Below are 15,202 nucleotides of genomic sequence, written 5' to 3'. Positions count from 1 at the left end.
TGTGACCTGCGACCTCTAAGCAGATAGTGCATATTGAGAATCAAAAACAATGAATCCGAATATGGATAGATTCATGCGGTGGAAACGTCAGCCATTGGAGAAAAAACGGCGTGACTTATGGAGAGACATAATTTTATTTAATTCTACAAATGCTATTCATTGAGTAGCATTTGTAGAGTTTTATATATGTTTTTAGTATTTGCGGTTATTACAGAGATATTTTAAATCAGAGTGTTTAAATATATTTATTGGAATATCATTTTAATGAATTCATAAATTAAAGTAATATATCATAGCCCAATGTTATTATTTGAAATATAATAACATCATCTATAATGAATCCTTTTACTGAATTTCCATTGAATTGATAATTTATTTCTATAGGCGGGTTGGGCTGCATAGTATTATTAATATCTGGGTATACCAATCTCCAACGACAGAAATCATGATCGAATTCAAAAATATGCTCCCCATAAAAATCTGTAATTAGATGATTATCACTACTCGCAACATAATATGCAGCTCCTATGTCAGACATTATATTTTCAATTGCACCTTCAATATTGCAAACATATTTATGTTGATTAAATTTCGGGTCGCACGGGTCGTAATTTTTTATCATAACAAGTCATCTCAAAGATAAAAATAATTTTATAGTGGGTATACCATATAACTATCAGTTGCATTATTGATGTTTAAAATGAACTGGATTTTAACTATAAATAAACCATTAAGTAAAATGAAATTTAGGATGTAAATTATGCCTCCACGTATCCCCCGCGCTTGTCGAAAGCACGGGTGCAGCAAAACAACCACTGACCGTAGTGGTTACTGCCAAGAGCACATGAACACTGGATGGGAAAGCCACCAGCAAGGCAAGAGCCGCCATGAGCGCGGTTATGGTTTCAGGTGGGACAAGATACGCGCTCGTGTTCTGCATCGTGACAAACATCTATGCCAAGAGTGCTTGAAGTCAGGTAGGCCAACTGAAGCCAAGACAGTGGACCATATTAAACCCAAGGCGCATGGTGGTACCGATGACGATAACAATCTGCAATCGCTGTGCTGGTCGTGCCATAGAAGCAAGACGGCAAGCGAACGAACCAGAAGATAATTTCCATATAGTCATCAAGGCTCAAGGGGGAGGGGCGGGTCAAATCCCTACCACTCTCGCCTTAAAGTACCGCCGCCTTAAGTCAATTTTTATACCCGCGAAAAATGAAATTAAAACTGGCTGATTGTTTAGCCATATTTATGCATTAGAAATCAGAAGCCTCGCAATAGCGGGGCTTTTTTATACCCGTCATTTGGTGCACTGCATGCATCGTTATTTTTAAACATCGAACCTGTACTTAGGAATGAGCCTTGAGGTGATCAGTTATAGCTGATGTTGCTTCGATGGGCTGATCTCCTATGCAGCAAGGTTCATTGCTAAGTAAGGTTAACATTATGCAATTCCCAAGAGTGAGCGTTAATGGCGTATCCGTCAGAGTGGATAATGAAGGTCGATATAGTCTGAATGATTTACATGCTTCAGCGGTAATCAATGGTGAAGCCAGAGAAAACCAAAATCCAAGCCAGTTTCTGAGGAGTAAGCAAGTAAAAGCGTTCGTTGATAAATTAAGCGCAATGCAAAATTGCACTGCGGTAAAGGTGATTAACGGAGGGTTAAATCATGGTGTATGGGCGCTTGAATTAGTTGTTATTCGATATGCGGCTTGGTTAAAGCCTGAGTTTGAAATCCTTGTTTATAACACTTTCAAGGATGCCGCAAGAAAGGGCTTAGATATTATGGCTAGACTAAATAAGTTGGATTACATCATTGATGCTGAAGCTAAAAATGTTAGTGGATGCGCAAGAATAATGGCGAACTGGGGATCTGGTGGAAGAAAGCAATTATTACTCACCGCTAGAGAGAGAATTGCTTCTGAGGCTCAAATTTATTTGCCGGGTATCGATGACTATTAATGCTTTATTGGAGGTTTTGTTATGGCTGGCACTCCGGGCAAGTCTGGTCGCCGCCCGAAGCCTACCGCCAGAAAAGAGTTGGCTGGTAATCCGGGTAAAAGAGCACTCAACAAAGATGAGCCGGTATTCACACCACTAAAAGGCGTGTCGCCGCCAGATTGGTTTACAGAAAACGAATTAGAACTTGCTGTTGTTATGTGGGAAATCACGATCAAGGAGCTTTGTGGTCAGGGTATTTTATGTATTACCGACTTAGCCGTGCTTGAACGTTGGTGCGTTGCCTACCACATTTGGCGTAATGCAGTGGTTGCGATCATGCGAGATGGAACTCGCTTAATTGGTGCAACGGGTGGGCCAATTAAAAATCCCGATTTAACAACGAAGAAAGAACAAGAGAGTGAAATGGATCGTACTGGTGCAATGCTGGGTTTAGATCCAAGTAGTCGTCAACGATTAATTGGTATGGCTGGTCAGAAAAAGCAAGATAACCCCTTTATGAGGATTATTTCATCATGAGCCGTAAATCTTACCCGAACGTCAATGCGGCAAATCAATATGCGCGTGATGTAGTGCGTGGCAAGATTGTGGCGTGTCAATATGTCATTGATGCCTGCCAGCGACATATTGACGATCTTGCCCAAGAGAAAGGGCGTAAATTCCGTTATCGATTTGATAAAGACTTAGCAGAGCAAGCTGCTAAGTTTATCCAGCTATTACCTCATACAAAAGGGGAATGGGCATTTAAGCGAATGCCTATCACATTGGAGTCATGGCAATTATTTATCGTATGCTGTGCATTTGGCTGGGTACAAAAAGGGACTAAGCTTAGGCGTTTCCGTGAAGTTTATACCGAAATACCCCGTAAAAATGGTAAGTCCGCTATTTCAGCGGGTGTGGCATTGTATTGCTTTACTTGTGATAACGAGTTTGGCGCAGAGGTTTACTCTGGCGCGACAACGGAAAAGCAAGCGTGGGAAGTATTCAGACCTGCAAAGCTAATGTGCAAACGCACACCGTTACTCACAGAGGCGTTTGGGATCGAGGTTAACGCTAAAAATATGAACCGCCCTGAAGACGGTGCACGATTTGAGCCGCTTATCGGCGATCCTGGGGATGGTCAATCACCCCACTGCGCGATTGTGGATGAATATCATGAGCATGATACTGATTCACTCTACACAACTATGCTTACTGGGATGGGGGCTAGACGTCAGCCGTTAATGTGGGCGATTACTACGGCTGGGTATAATATCGAGGGACCTTGTTACGATAAGCGGCGTGAAGTGATTGAAATGCTGAATGGTACGGTACCTAATGATGAATTATTTGGCGTTATTTATACAGTTGATGAAGGAGATGATTGGACGGATCCTAATACGCTAAAGAAGGCTAACCCGAATATGGGTGTTTCAGTCTACAGTGAGTTCCTCATTAGCCAACAAAATAGAGCGAAAAATAATCCTCGACTTGCCAGCATCTTCAAAACTAAGCACCTAAACATTTGGGTTTCAGCGCGTTCAGCGTATTTCAACATGCTGAGTTGGCGAGAATGCGAAGATAAAACACTGACATTGGAAATGTTTGAAGGGCAATCGTGTGTTCAATCGCTCGACTTGGCCAGAAAACTGGATATGAACTCCCGAGTTAAGTTATTTACGCGTGAAATTGACGGAAAGCGGCATTATTACTGTATAGCACCCAGTTTTTATGTTCCCTATGATGCTGTTTTTGGTGCTGATATTGAAAATCAACGAACTGCGGAACGATTCAGAAAGTGGGTTGAAACTAAGCACTTAAAACTAACCGATGGTGCTGAAATTGATTATCGCGTTATTTTGGAGGATGCCAAAGCAGATAACTTGAATAATCCGATTGATGAAAGTCCAATTGACCCACACGGTGCAACTAATTTATCTCACCAATTGGCGGATGAGGGATTAAACCCTATCACCATTGTTCAAAATTACACAAATATGTCAGACCCCATGAAAGAGCTTGAAGCAGCTATTGCTTCAGGGCGTTTTCACCATGATGGAAATCCAATTATGACTTGGTGTATGGGGAATGTGGTGGGTAAATTTTTACCAGGCAATGATGATGTGGTTAGACCTATCAAAGAGCAAAATGAAAACAAAATTGACGGTGCTGTAGCGTTAATTATGGCGATTGGGCGAGCTATGCTTCATGAAGATAGCGATTTTCTTTCCTCCCTTAACCCTGACGAAGATCTACTATTCCTATGAAAAACTTATTTCTCGATATCACTGCATTGATTGGTTTCAGCGCGGTGATGGCAGGCTGTTATCTAAATTATGGGCTCCCCAATACATTAATGATCGGCGGTTCCGTGCTGGTGGTTTATGCATTAGTGGCGGCAATGAGGGGGAAACGTGCTTCTTAATGCGTTATTTCGTAATGATGAACTGACAAGCATTGAAAATCCATCGGTACCTATTACCTCAGATTCCATTGATACCGATGGAATTTTTACTGCTGATGTACATGTTAGCCCTGAAACCTCGATGAAGCTTGCCGCAGTGTATGCGTGTATTTACGTGCTTTCTTCATCTATTGCTCAAATGCCATTACATATTATGCGTAAATCGGGCAATAAAGTTGAAACAGCGCGTGACCATTCATTATTTCATCTTGTTCACGATGAACCTAATGAGTGGCAAACCAGCTATAAATGGCGAGAAACGAAACATCGACACATTTTAGGCTGGGGAAATGGTTACACGCAGGTCGTACGTAACCGCAAAGGGGAAGTGACCAATCTCGAGGCATGTATGCCGTGGGAAACAACCCTATTGAATACAGGCGGGCGTTATACCTACGGTGTTTACAATGAACTCGGTAATTTTGCCATCAGTCCTGATGACATGATCCACATTCGTGCTCTGGGCAATAACCAACGCATGGGGTTAAGCCCTATTGCCCAGCATGCTGAAACTATCGGTATGGGAATGAGCGGACAGAAATACACCAGCTCTTTTTTCGGGGGAAATGCAAGACCGGCTGGTATTTTGTCTGTTAAAGGTGAGCTAAATAAAGATGGTTGGGCGCGTATAAAAGATATGTGGCAAAAGGCAAGTGCCGCACTCCGTAGTCAGGAGAATAAAACTATGCTTATCCCCGCAGATCTTGACTACAAAGCGTTAACCGTTTCCCCTGTCGATGCTCAGCTTATCGACATGTTGAAATTAAACCGCTCTATGATTGCGGGGATCTTTAACGTTCCTGCTCACATGATTAATGACCTTGAAAAGGCGACTTACTCTAATATTTCTGAGCAATCCATTCAGTTTGTTCGCCATACCATCATGCCGTGGGTGGTTAATTGGGAGCAGGAACTTAATCGTCGCTTGTTCACAAGACAAGAAAGAGTAGCTGGGTTTTATGCTCGCTTTAATTTGGCGGGTTTATTACGAGGTACCGCGAAAGAGCGCGCGCAATTTTATCATTATGCCATTACTGATGGTTGGATGAGTCGAAATGAAGTGCGTGCTTTTGAAGATATGAACCCAGTTGATGGGCTGGACGAAATGTTAGTCAGCGTTAATGCTGCTCAGCCTGTTGGTAGTCAAACAGATAAACCCAAAGGGGATAATGATGAGCAGTAATCAAGAAACTCGCTGCTATATGGGAGAAGTGAGAGCCGAACCCGGAGAAGAGAATCAAGCAACCCATATTATCGGGCTGGGCTCTGTTTTCGACTCTCGTTCTGAGTTGATGTATGGATTTAAAGAAATCATTAAGCCGGGGGCGTTTGATGACGTGCTTAATGATGATGTTCGCGGATTATTCAACCATGATCCTAACTATATTCTCGGAAGAACAGCGGCAGGAACGCTGTCTTTAAGTGTGAATGAGCGTGGTTTGGTTTATGACATCACCGCACCGGACACTCAAACTATCCGTGATTTAGTGCTAGCACCGATGCAGCGTGGTGATATTAACCAAAGTTCTTTTGCCTTTCGTGTCGCCCGAGATGGTGAAGATTGGTATCAAGATGATGAAGGCGTGATTATTCGTGAAATTCACAAATTCTCGCGCTTATTCGATGTGAGTCCAGTGACTTATCCGGCTTATCAAGATGCTGGTGCCGCAGTACGTTCGATGGAAGCTTGGAAGGAAGCGCGAAATGGCGGTGATCTGCAAAAAGCGATTAATCAAAAATTAGCGCGTGAGCGCATTTTAACTTTACTCAATGCATAAGGTAATACTATGACTATGAAGCTTCATGAATTAAAACAGAAACGTAACACCATCGCTGTCGATATGCGTGCTATTCACGAAAAAGTGGGTGAAGGTGTGATGACCGATGAGCAGCGCACCGAGTGGAATAAAGCGAAAACAGAGCTTGAAAACTTGGAAGCACAAATTGAGCGTGAAGAACAATTACGTTCGCTAGACCAGTCATTTGTTGACGACAAAGAGCAAGAGCAGCGTCGTAATCCTGATAATGACCCTGAAGCCGCAAAAGTCGAACGTCGTAATTTAGCCTTTGATCGCTTTGTGCGTAGCGGGTTCGGTGAGTTATCAACGGAAGAGCGTCAAGCGCTTAAAGAATTACGTGCGCAGGGAACATCGCCGGATGAAAAAGGGGGGTATACCGTACCGACACAAATGCTGAATAAAATTATTGAGCAGATGAAGGCATATGGTGGCATTGCCAGCGTCGCACAAATTTTAACAACATCAACAGGACAAGATATTACATGGTCCACTTCGGATGGCACAGAGGAAGAAGGGGAATTATTAGGCGAAAATACAGCGGCTAGCGAACAAGATGTAGAATTTGGCACTGCAATCTTAGGTGCGAAAAAGCTTTCCTCTAAAATTATTCGCGTATCAAACGAGTTACTTCAAGATAGCGGCGTGAATATTGAAGCATATTTAGGTAGCCGTATTGCTCAGCGGATTGGTCGCGGTGAAGCGAAGTATTTAGTTAAAGGCACAGGGACTGGATCGCCGCTGCAGCCTAAAGGGCTAGATGCTTCCGTCACTGGTACGATTGATGCATCCGCAACGTTTGGGTGGAAAGATATTAACGCTTTAGAACATGCGTTAGACCCTGCATACCGAAACGGACCTAAGTTCCGTTTAGCGTTCAACGATGACACATTAAAAAACCTGAAAGAAATGGAGGATGCACAAAAACGCCCACTGTGGCTGCCATCGATTGCTGGCGTTGCTCCTTCGACTATCTTGGGTATGCAATATGTGGTTGATCAGGCCATTGATAAAATGGAAGCGGGTAAGAAATTCATCTTCTGCGGTGACTTTGATCGATTCATTTTGCGTCGTGTGACCTACATGACTCTGAAACGTTTAGTTGAGCGTTATGCTGAATATGACCAGACAGCATTCTTGGCGTTCCACCGCTTCGATTGTGTCCTTGAAGATACTTCAGCGATTAAGGCGCTAGTCGGTAAAGGCGCCACAAAATAATTATTAATACCCCCCAGTCAAGTGCCGCTTAATTGCGGTTTTTTTGTGCCTGCGATCTGGTCATGGTCGCAGGCATTAAGGTGAAAACATGCCATTACCCACATTGGAGAAGTTAAAGGCGCAATGTCGGATTGACGATGACAATGCAACAGAAGATGACTTGCTGATCACGTATATGCTGGCGGCTAAGAAGCGGGCAGAAAACTACATCAACAGAACGCTTTATGACGGTGATATTCCTGAATCCGATCCAGATGGTTTGCAGATCTCGGAGGATATTGAGTTGGCCATTATGCTGGCGGTGGGTCATTTCTATGAAAATAGAGAAACAACGGGTATGTCTGCCGGATTTAAAGCGCTATTGGATCCATATCGCTATATCAATATTTAGGGGGTGATATGAAAGCGGGCGAACTCAATAAGCGGATTTGGTTATCGCGTATCGAGGAAGTGAGGGATGAGCTCGGCGTCCCTAAATCTAGCGTGGTGAAAGTCAAAGATGTTTGGGCAAAAGCGGAGGCGATGTCTAACCGGAAAATACGCACCGCCGATCAACAGCAGGTTATTGAAACGTACCAATTCACTATTCGACCACGCAGCGACGTTAATATCGGGTGGATCATCACTTATCAAAATCGCAACTTTACGGTTCGCGCTGTTGATAGAAACCAGTCAGACCGACTAATCATAACGACGGAGGCTGACAATCAGCATGATAGAAACTGACATTAAAGCCGATTTGGAGCGACTAACAGGATTAAAGGCATATCCGTTAGGACTGCCATCTGATGTGTTGGAAGGGGTTATTTATCAGCGCATCAGCGACCCTAAAATGCTTACTGGGCTCGCTAAAACCGCCCTTGTTCAATCGCGTTTTCAAATTACCTTTCAGATCCCCAATGATTATGCCAAAGCGTTGAAGCTAGAGGCTTTGGTGCTTGAAGCTTGGGAAAACATCACGCACGGTCATATCGGTTCATATCCCGTACAAACCGTTCAGCGCGGGGCCTTCATGCAGTCACGAGAGGAGCAGACAGATAAGCGCGTTATTTTCAGAGTGATGCGTGATTTTGTTCTTACTTATCCAGAGAACGCAAAATGAAAATTAACGCTAGCGTTACAGGTCTACGTGAATTAGGAGAGGCTCTAAGTCGACTTGAGGAGGAAATAAAAACAAAAATATTACGGGATGCTGGCAAGAAAGCCATGGAGCCAGTTCTTGATGATATGAAGAGTAATGCTGGGTTTGATGAAAGCTCTCAAGCTTCCCATATGAGAGATAGCATAAAAATACGCTCAACAAAAAGTAAAAAACTGAATAGCTCAGTATTAATTACAGTTGGGCCATCAAATAAGCATTTCATTAAAGCTTTTGCTCAGGAAATGGGCACAGTAAAACAAGTTTCCCGTCCTTTTATTCGCCCCGCATTAGATTACAACAAACACGCTGTTCTTAAGATTTTAACCACTGAAATCAGAGATGCGTTATATCGATTTAAATAACATATTGAAACTAGGAGTTATTATGGCTGGTCAAAAATCATCCCCTGAATATGCAATGTTGCCTGCTGGCACTATTGTAAAATATGGTGAAGTCAGCGATCTACCCACCGCACTAAAACCATTGGTAAACTGTAAAGCTATTGGTGCTACAGGTCTTACGGGCAGTTTCGTTGACTGCACTACACTTATTGATACAAACAAGCAATTTATTTCAGATATGCCGGAAGGCCCTGAAAAAACATTAGGGTTTATTGATGATCCAGAGAATGCTGATTTCACCGCATTCTTGAATGCAGCACAAGAGCGAAAAACTGTTCAGTTTTTCATTGAATTACCTAATAAACGCACCGCAACCATGATTATGGCTCTATCGGGATGGGAAATGGCTGAAATTAGTGCACCAGCCAGTGAAGTTATTCAGATTACCGTCAAAGGCAAACAGAATAACTTAGTGTGGGGAACGGCAACAGCAGGTGCAGGCGGTACTAAATAATGAAAAATTTAAAGGCGGCATTTTTAACATCACAGGCTCATGTTCAAAAAGTTCAGCTACTTGGTGTTGATGTAAACATTCGAAGAATGACAGCAACAGAGCTTCTAACATTGGAAGAAGAAGCGGCTGGACTCAATGCCGAAGGTAAAGTCATGGATTCATCACTACGAAATGTTGAAATGATTTTGTCTTGCATTGTCGATGAAAAAGGGAAGCCATACGATAAAAGTGAGCTACCAACCGCTAAAGAGCTGCTTGATACTCATGATAATGCATCGTTGTTTGAAGCCATTTCCATTGTGAAGCGTCATTCAGTTGGTACGCTTGAAGAAGCAAAAAAAAACTAACTGAAACTCCTCTTTTGCGGTTTGCCTATGAGTTATCAGAACAACTCGGAGAAATAGATCCTTACCGCGTCCTATCACTGCCTGCCTCCACGCTTCTTGGATGGCAGGCTCATTTTGAACTGAAAGCAAATCCGTTAACGAATAACGAATCTAATAACGATCCGAAAGATAATCAATTGCCTACGCCAGCATCATCAACACTGGATGAGCAGTGCTCGGCAGTCATGAAAATGCTGGGGTAAATATGTCAAATTTAGCTGATCTCAAAGTTGGGTTATTACTAAACGATGTTAGTTTTAGAACTCAAATTGCAGATGCCTATCGCTTAGCCGGTAGCGAATCAGACCGATTCACACGAAAAGTAAAGTCTGACAATAAACATACCGAAGAGTCTTTTGCATCCCTTGAAAAGTCTATCAATCGTGTTGGTGGACGATTGGCGATGATCGCTGGCGGTGGATTATCTCTCGGCGCCATCATCAATACGACTCGACAATATAGCCAATCATTATCTGACCTTGCAGCCATTACAGGTGCTACTGGCGAGCAAATGAAGATATTTGATGAGGCTGCCCAGGAGATGGGGAGAACAACCCAATTTTCGGCGATGCAAGGTGCAGAAGCGATTAAGTTAATGGCATCCGCCAAGCCGGATTTGATGAAAACGAGCACCGGGTTAGTCGATGTAACAAAAAGCGCATTAATCCTTGCGCAAGCGGCAGGCACAACACTGCCAGATGCAACAAGAACACTGGCATTATCGCTAAACCAGTTTGGTGCCTCGGCGGCTGAAACAGACAGGTATATCAACGTATTGGCAGCGGGTGCTAAATATGGTTCATCAGAAGTAAATGAAACATCCGAAGCGATAAAGAAAAGTGGTGTTGCAGCAGCTAACGCAAAAATGAGTTTTGAAGAGCTAAATGCGGCAATTCAAACTCTAGCAGAGCGAGAAGTAAAAGGTTCTGATGCTGGCACGGCACTTAGAAATATGATCTTAAAACTTGAAGCGAGTACAGATAAAAACCTGAAACCCTCGGTTGTCGGCCTTGGTTCAGCATTGGAAAACTTAGGCAAAAAGAACTATTCAACTACTGCACTGACAAAACTTTTTGGCTTAGAAAACGTTAATACTGCAATGATCTTGTCTCAAAATGCTAGCAAGGTTAAAGAGCTCACTCAGGCATTAACTGGAACGGATACTGCATTTGAGCAAGCAAAGGAAAGAACTAACAACCTAAATGGTGATTTACTTGGTTTGTCATCGGCATTTGAAGGGATGGCCATAAAAGTAGGGCAAATGTCATCAGGTCCACTTCGTGCAGGAATTAATACGACAACGGATGCTGTCAATGCATTGGCCGGAAACTTAAGTACTGTTGTTGATATTGCCGCATATGGCGTTATCCCATTACTTGGTGGGCGACTATCCAAAGGATTACAAGAACAAACAAAATTGTGGTATGACAATGAAGTCGCATCTAGGGCTGCAGCAAAACAAATGGCTGAGACTGCAAAGTCAGGAATAGCTCAAGCAGATGCTCAGATAAAATATGCTGCTGAACAAGGACAAAGCTTATCTAGGCACAATGCAATGATGCGACAGCATGGTATGGAAACCCTGAATTTGAGCGAGCAGAGGAATAAATTATATCGTATTGAGAACGAGGCGATACAAAGTAAAGTAAAATACACAGCCCAATTATCCACTGCAAACCACCAATTATCTTTAAGTCAACGAGCCCTTGCCGCTTCATCTAACATATTAAAGAGTGCGTACTCAGCTATTGGTGGTCCAGTAGGTGTAGCTATGCTTGCTGGTTCCGCAATTTATTATTTCCACAACAAAGCCGTTGAAGCTAGACAAAGTGCATTAAATTTAAAAGATGCTGTTATTGAAACGACCGAAGCGTTGATGCAGATGTCACAGAAACAACTCAATGTAAAACTAATTGATACTGAAGATGAGCTGCAGAACATAATTACTGAACGCAATAAGATGATTAAAGAGCTCCGAGACACAAAAGATCGTAAAAATGATCTAGATAGTGGGTGGGATGTCTTTGGTCAGGTACCTAAGTTAAAAAATGACATCATTAGGCTCGAAAGGGATTTAGAAAAAGCCAATGATAACATGGATATAAAAAGAGAGGTGATTAAAAACATAAATGAGGCCAGAGATAGACTTAAGTCTGGTGAAAAACCGAAGCAAGCGCAGACTGAAGATACTATTGTTGATGTAGGTACAAAGCAAGAGCTTCCATCTAAGGATAAATCTGGAAATAAATCAGTTAATCAGTATCAGCAGTTAAGGCAGCAAATTGAGCTTGAACATTCACTTAGTCTTGAGCGCATTTCTCTCAGTGAAAATGAAACATTACGTAAGTTACAAGAGAGCTACAAAGCTGGCGGAATGAAGCAAGGTGAGTTTGAAAGATTAAAAACTCTAAATGCAGAAAACCACATGAAGCAACGCTCTGAGCTTGCTGAAAAATATTCACCTACCCGCGCATTAATCCGTAATGAGCAAGAAGCTAATAAAGAATTGAAAGCCCTGCTTGATGCACGTTTACTCACTGATAAAGAATATCAATATGCAAAAACACGGCTTGAACAAGATATGGCAAAGAACCGGTTATCTGATCAGGCTAAGGGCATTGCCCTGCCAAACATCAGCATAATTGGTGAAATTGATCCTGTTATTCAGTTGAAAAACCAACTTGAAGAGCAAAAGGCAATGTATGAAGCCTTTTATCGTGATGGTCTAATTAGCAAAGAGCGTTATGAGCAGTTAATGACTGCAGCAACAAATAAATCCAAAGTTGCACAATTACAAGCAAGTAAAGAGCTTTATGCCGCACAGGGAGATTGGCAGCGCATGCAAATTAACTTGTTTGAGTCTATTGAGCAGAGAATGGGGAATTCATTAACTGGGATATTGACCGGCTCTAAATCATTTTCCGAGGCACTACAAGATATATCTGCATCACTTGCGGAGTCAATTATTCAGGATTTAGTTCGTATTGCTATGCAAGCCATGATCACTAACGCTCTGACAGGATTGATGGGTGGGTTTGCTGGCGGATTATCATCTGGCGCGGCGGCGGGTGCAGGTAGCGCAGCCACAACTGCATCAGGCACTGGCGGCATGGGAATGCCGACTAGCTGGAAAGGATATAGTCGAGGTGGGTATACAGGAAACCGTGGAACCGATGAAATATCAGGTGTGGTTCACGGACAAGAATTTGTTTTTGACGCCGAATCAACCAAGCGCATTGGGGTAGATAATCTAGAATCAATGCGTTCTAGAGGAGCCACTAACACTATTAATCAGTCAGATTTTGGCGGCAGTGAGTTTAAAGGGATAAGCAGAAACTCTTTCGGCGCAACTGACAACAGCCAAACAAACAAAATAGAAATTTACCAGACTATTCAAGTATCTGGAAATGGTGATCAGGCATTGTATGAAGCTATGCATCAGGCGGCTAAATTAGGTGCAAAACAAGGTTCTGATGATGCGCTAGCTAAGATTCAGCGTGACTTTCAAACAAATGGGAATATAAGAAAGAGCCTCAGGGGGTAGTTATGGTATTGGTGTGGCCAGATAGCATTGTACCTTCAACAATGAATTGGCAGTTACTGAGCAATAGCCAGACATTTACTTCTGTATTTACTGGTAGCGCACAGACAGTGCGCTTTCCCGGTAGCCGTTGGAAATGTGTATTATCGTTCAACAATTTAACAGATGAAAAATCAAGGTTACTTGAAGTTATTCTTGCACAACTTGATGGAGAAAGTGGGAGAGTTAAGATCAGCAATTGGCTAAGACCAGGGTTAATCGGAAAGGGAAGCCCAATTATTAGCGAGGAAAACCAAACTGGTACTATGTTGCAAACAAAAGGATGGATTGCAAATTCAATTATTTTACGTAAAGGCGACTATATTACAGTCAGTAATGAACTCAAGATCATCACGGAAAATGTAATTAGTGATAATGATGGAAATGCAAATATTCCAATTTCTCCGATGTTACGAAATTCCCCGTCAATCAACGAGAAGATAGAAACCGTCAAACCATTCGGTATTTTTAAGCTAACGAGTAATGATCAAGGTAACTTTCAATATCGCCCCGGGTTTTTTTCAAGCGTAAGCATTACTCTTGAGGAGGCACTTTACTAATGCTATATCATCCATTTTCAAATGACATGGTCAAAGCCATCAATGATGGCTATGAGTTAGTTATTGCGGCAAAATTGGAGTTAAAGTCAGGTGTAACTTTTGCACATACTGGCGTAGGTAATTTGATTATAGCCGGTGAGAATTACCAAGGCGTTGGTTCATTTGGTGAAATTGAACCTGTGACGGAAAGTAACTCAACAAGTCCACAGCAACTTATCCTTTCACTATCTGGGTTTGACTCCTTGCTTGTGGCTGACGTCATGAATGAGCGTAGCCGAGGTAGAAATGTTAGTATTTTACTAGTAGCCTTGGATGGAAATGGTAGACCAGCAATTGCTGAAGTTGTTTTTGCTGGTCAAATATCTAACATTGGAGTGTCTACCGGTGGGCTAAACAAAGTATCTGTTACGGTATCTAATCGCTTTGAGCGATGGTCTAATGGACTGCCTGACAGATTTACCGACGAGTCATGGGTAAAGCGGCATAAAGGCGATCGTATTTTCAGATATGTAGCCCAAATGGCTGAACGTTCGATTTATTGGGGTAGTAAAAAGGATGCCCCATCTTTCATTTATAAATAATGGTGAATAGTGTGGAAATAGATAATAAATATATAATTGTTTCACGATTTTTATTGAGACTTGATTCTGTTTCCATTAATGAAGTCAAAAAAAGAGCTAATATCGGATACAACCAAGCAGTATTAATACTAGAGGATCTCGAGAAAAAAGGGGTGATAACCCATGGTGATTTTATAGACGATGACTGGCTATTCTTAGTCAATAAAGATAAATTAAAAACGTTTCTTTATGAAAACGACCCAATTTATAAAACAAAAAAAATAGAATGCAATGATAGGGAAATTGAGACTGATAATAGGTTTGGGAAGTTTTTGTCAACATCTATTTGTATTTTAGTCGGCGCTGTCTCCTTGTACTTTATTTTAATATTCTTTTTTAATGGAGAGAAAAAAGAAGTTGATTATTGTAATGATGAAGAGAGAGCATATTTAGCATCACAGACAATAATACAATCTAAATTAAAGTCACCATCTACAGCAAGGTTTCCTCATTACTCTAAAGTTTCAATTACAAGCGCTGGCTTGTGTACATTTCAAATAGATGGCTATGTGGATGCGCAGAACAGCTTTGGTGCTTTAGTGAGAGATAATTATACAACAATAATAACATACGATGAAAAAAGTCAGACTCACATACAAAAATCATTAAACTTTAAGTAAAACAAGTGCACATCCAAC

General features: G+C 41.9%; 19 protein-coding genes. 18 read left to right on the top strand and 1 reads right to left on the bottom strand.

Features of this window, described 5'->3' with window-relative positions; all coding sequences use genetic code 11:
- Positions 1-277: 277 nt before the first annotated feature.
- Positions 278-622, bottom strand: coding sequence for a hypothetical protein (locus tag GKR48_RS14410; protein WP_154628577.1), 345 nt, complete (start codon positions 620-622; stop codon positions 278-280).
- A gap of 138 nt (positions 623-760) precedes the next feature.
- On the opposite strand from GKR48_RS14410, the gene GKR48_RS14405 reads away from it, so the two are divergent.
- The 18 genes from GKR48_RS14405 (at position 761) to GKR48_RS14325 (ending at position 15,184) form a co-directional block, all read left to right on the top strand.
- The gene (locus GKR48_RS14405; protein WP_154628576.1) at positions 761-1,114 is read left to right on the top strand and encodes an HNH endonuclease; all 354 of its coding nucleotides are present in this window, start codon (positions 761-763) and stop codon (positions 1,112-1,114) included.
- 335 nt (positions 1,115-1,449) lie between these two features.
- Complete coding sequence (locus GKR48_RS14400) at positions 1,450-1,968, top strand: KilA-N domain-containing protein (protein ID WP_154628757.1); 519 nt, start codon at positions 1,450-1,452, stop codon at positions 1,966-1,968.
- A gap of 21 nt (positions 1,969-1,989) precedes the next feature.
- A complete protein-coding gene (locus GKR48_RS14395; protein ID WP_036979270.1) occupies positions 1,990-2,484 on the top strand; it encodes a phage terminase small subunit P27 family in 495 nt (164 codons plus the stop codon).
- Positions 2,481-4,211, top strand: coding sequence for a terminase large subunit (locus GKR48_RS14390; protein ID WP_154628575.1), 1,731 nt, complete (start codon positions 2,481-2,483; stop codon positions 4,209-4,211). Before GKR48_RS14395 ends, GKR48_RS14390 begins: the two co-directional genes overlap by 4 nt.
- Positions 4,208-4,369 carry a hypothetical protein gene (locus GKR48_RS18215; RefSeq protein WP_195848261.1) on the top strand — a complete coding sequence of 54 codons (162 nt, stop codon included), beginning with the start codon at positions 4,208-4,210 and terminating at the stop codon, positions 4,367-4,369. The genes GKR48_RS14390 and GKR48_RS18215 overlap by 4 nt, the downstream gene beginning before the upstream one ends.
- Positions 4,359-5,591 carry a phage portal protein gene (locus tag GKR48_RS14385; protein WP_336431176.1) on the top strand — a complete coding sequence of 411 codons (1,233 nt, stop codon included), beginning with the start codon at positions 4,359-4,361 and terminating at the stop codon, positions 5,589-5,591. Before GKR48_RS18215 ends, GKR48_RS14385 begins: the two co-directional genes overlap by 11 nt.
- On the top strand, positions 5,581-6,186 hold the full coding sequence (locus GKR48_RS14380) for an HK97 family phage prohead protease (protein ID WP_154628574.1): 606 nt from the start codon (positions 5,581-5,583) through the stop codon (positions 6,184-6,186). The genes GKR48_RS14385 and GKR48_RS14380 overlap by 11 nt, the downstream gene beginning before the upstream one ends.
- A gap of 15 nt (positions 6,187-6,201) precedes the next feature.
- Complete coding sequence (locus GKR48_RS14375) at positions 6,202-7,422, top strand: phage major capsid protein (protein WP_154628755.1); 1,221 nt, start codon at positions 6,202-6,204, stop codon at positions 7,420-7,422.
- An 88-nt stretch (positions 7,423-7,510) separates the two neighbouring features.
- Entirely contained in the window at positions 7,511-7,813 is a 303-nt protein-coding gene (locus GKR48_RS14370) for a head-tail connector protein (RefSeq protein ID WP_154628573.1), read from the top strand.
- Positions 7,814-7,821: 8 nt separating this feature from the next.
- The gene (locus tag GKR48_RS14365; protein ID WP_154628572.1) at positions 7,822-8,148 is read left to right on the top strand and encodes a phage head closure protein; all 327 of its coding nucleotides are present in this window, start codon (positions 7,822-7,824) and stop codon (positions 8,146-8,148) included.
- Positions 8,135-8,524 carry a hypothetical protein gene (locus tag GKR48_RS14360; protein ID WP_154628571.1) on the top strand — a complete coding sequence of 130 codons (390 nt, stop codon included), beginning with the start codon at positions 8,135-8,137 and terminating at the stop codon, positions 8,522-8,524. The genes GKR48_RS14365 and GKR48_RS14360 overlap by 14 nt, the downstream gene beginning before the upstream one ends.
- Positions 8,521-8,925: an HK97-gp10 family putative phage morphogenesis protein gene (locus GKR48_RS14355; protein WP_154628570.1), complete on the top strand. Its 405-nt coding sequence runs from the start codon at positions 8,521-8,523 to the stop codon at positions 8,923-8,925. The genes GKR48_RS14360 and GKR48_RS14355 overlap by 4 nt, the downstream gene beginning before the upstream one ends.
- Before the next feature lie 22 nt (positions 8,926-8,947).
- The gene (locus tag GKR48_RS14350; RefSeq protein ID WP_154628569.1) at positions 8,948-9,418 is read left to right on the top strand and encodes a phage tail protein; all 471 of its coding nucleotides are present in this window, start codon (positions 8,948-8,950) and stop codon (positions 9,416-9,418) included.
- Positions 9,418-9,765 carry a phage tail protein gene (locus GKR48_RS14345; RefSeq protein ID WP_132495183.1) on the top strand — a complete coding sequence of 116 codons (348 nt, stop codon included), beginning with the start codon at positions 9,418-9,420 and terminating at the stop codon, positions 9,763-9,765. The genes GKR48_RS14350 and GKR48_RS14345 overlap by 1 nt, the downstream gene beginning before the upstream one ends.
- A gap of 244 nt (positions 9,766-10,009) precedes the next feature.
- Entirely contained in the window at positions 10,010-13,348 is a 3,339-nt protein-coding gene (locus GKR48_RS14340; RefSeq protein WP_154628568.1) for a phage tail tape measure protein, read from the top strand.
- 2 nt (positions 13,349-13,350) lie between these two features.
- Positions 13,351-13,944: a hypothetical protein gene (locus GKR48_RS14335; protein ID WP_154628567.1), complete on the top strand. Its 594-nt coding sequence runs from the start codon at positions 13,351-13,353 to the stop codon at positions 13,942-13,944.
- Positions 13,944-14,525: a hypothetical protein gene (locus GKR48_RS14330; protein WP_154628566.1), complete on the top strand. Its 582-nt coding sequence runs from the start codon at positions 13,944-13,946 to the stop codon at positions 14,523-14,525. The genes GKR48_RS14335 and GKR48_RS14330 overlap by 1 nt, the downstream gene beginning before the upstream one ends.
- A gap of 11 nt (positions 14,526-14,536) precedes the next feature.
- Positions 14,537-15,184 (top strand): hypothetical protein, encoded by a 648-nt coding sequence (locus GKR48_RS14325; RefSeq protein WP_195848260.1) that lies wholly within the window; start codon positions 14,537-14,539, stop codon positions 15,182-15,184.
- The last annotated feature ends 18 nt before the right edge of the window (positions 15,185-15,202 follow it).

Origin of the sequence: Providencia sp. wls1943, assembly GCF_009706275.1 — a bacterium.
Lineage (GTDB): Bacteria > Pseudomonadota > Gammaproteobacteria > Enterobacterales > Enterobacteriaceae > Providencia > Providencia zhijiangensis.
This window is presented reverse-complemented; position numbering and strand designations above follow the sequence as displayed.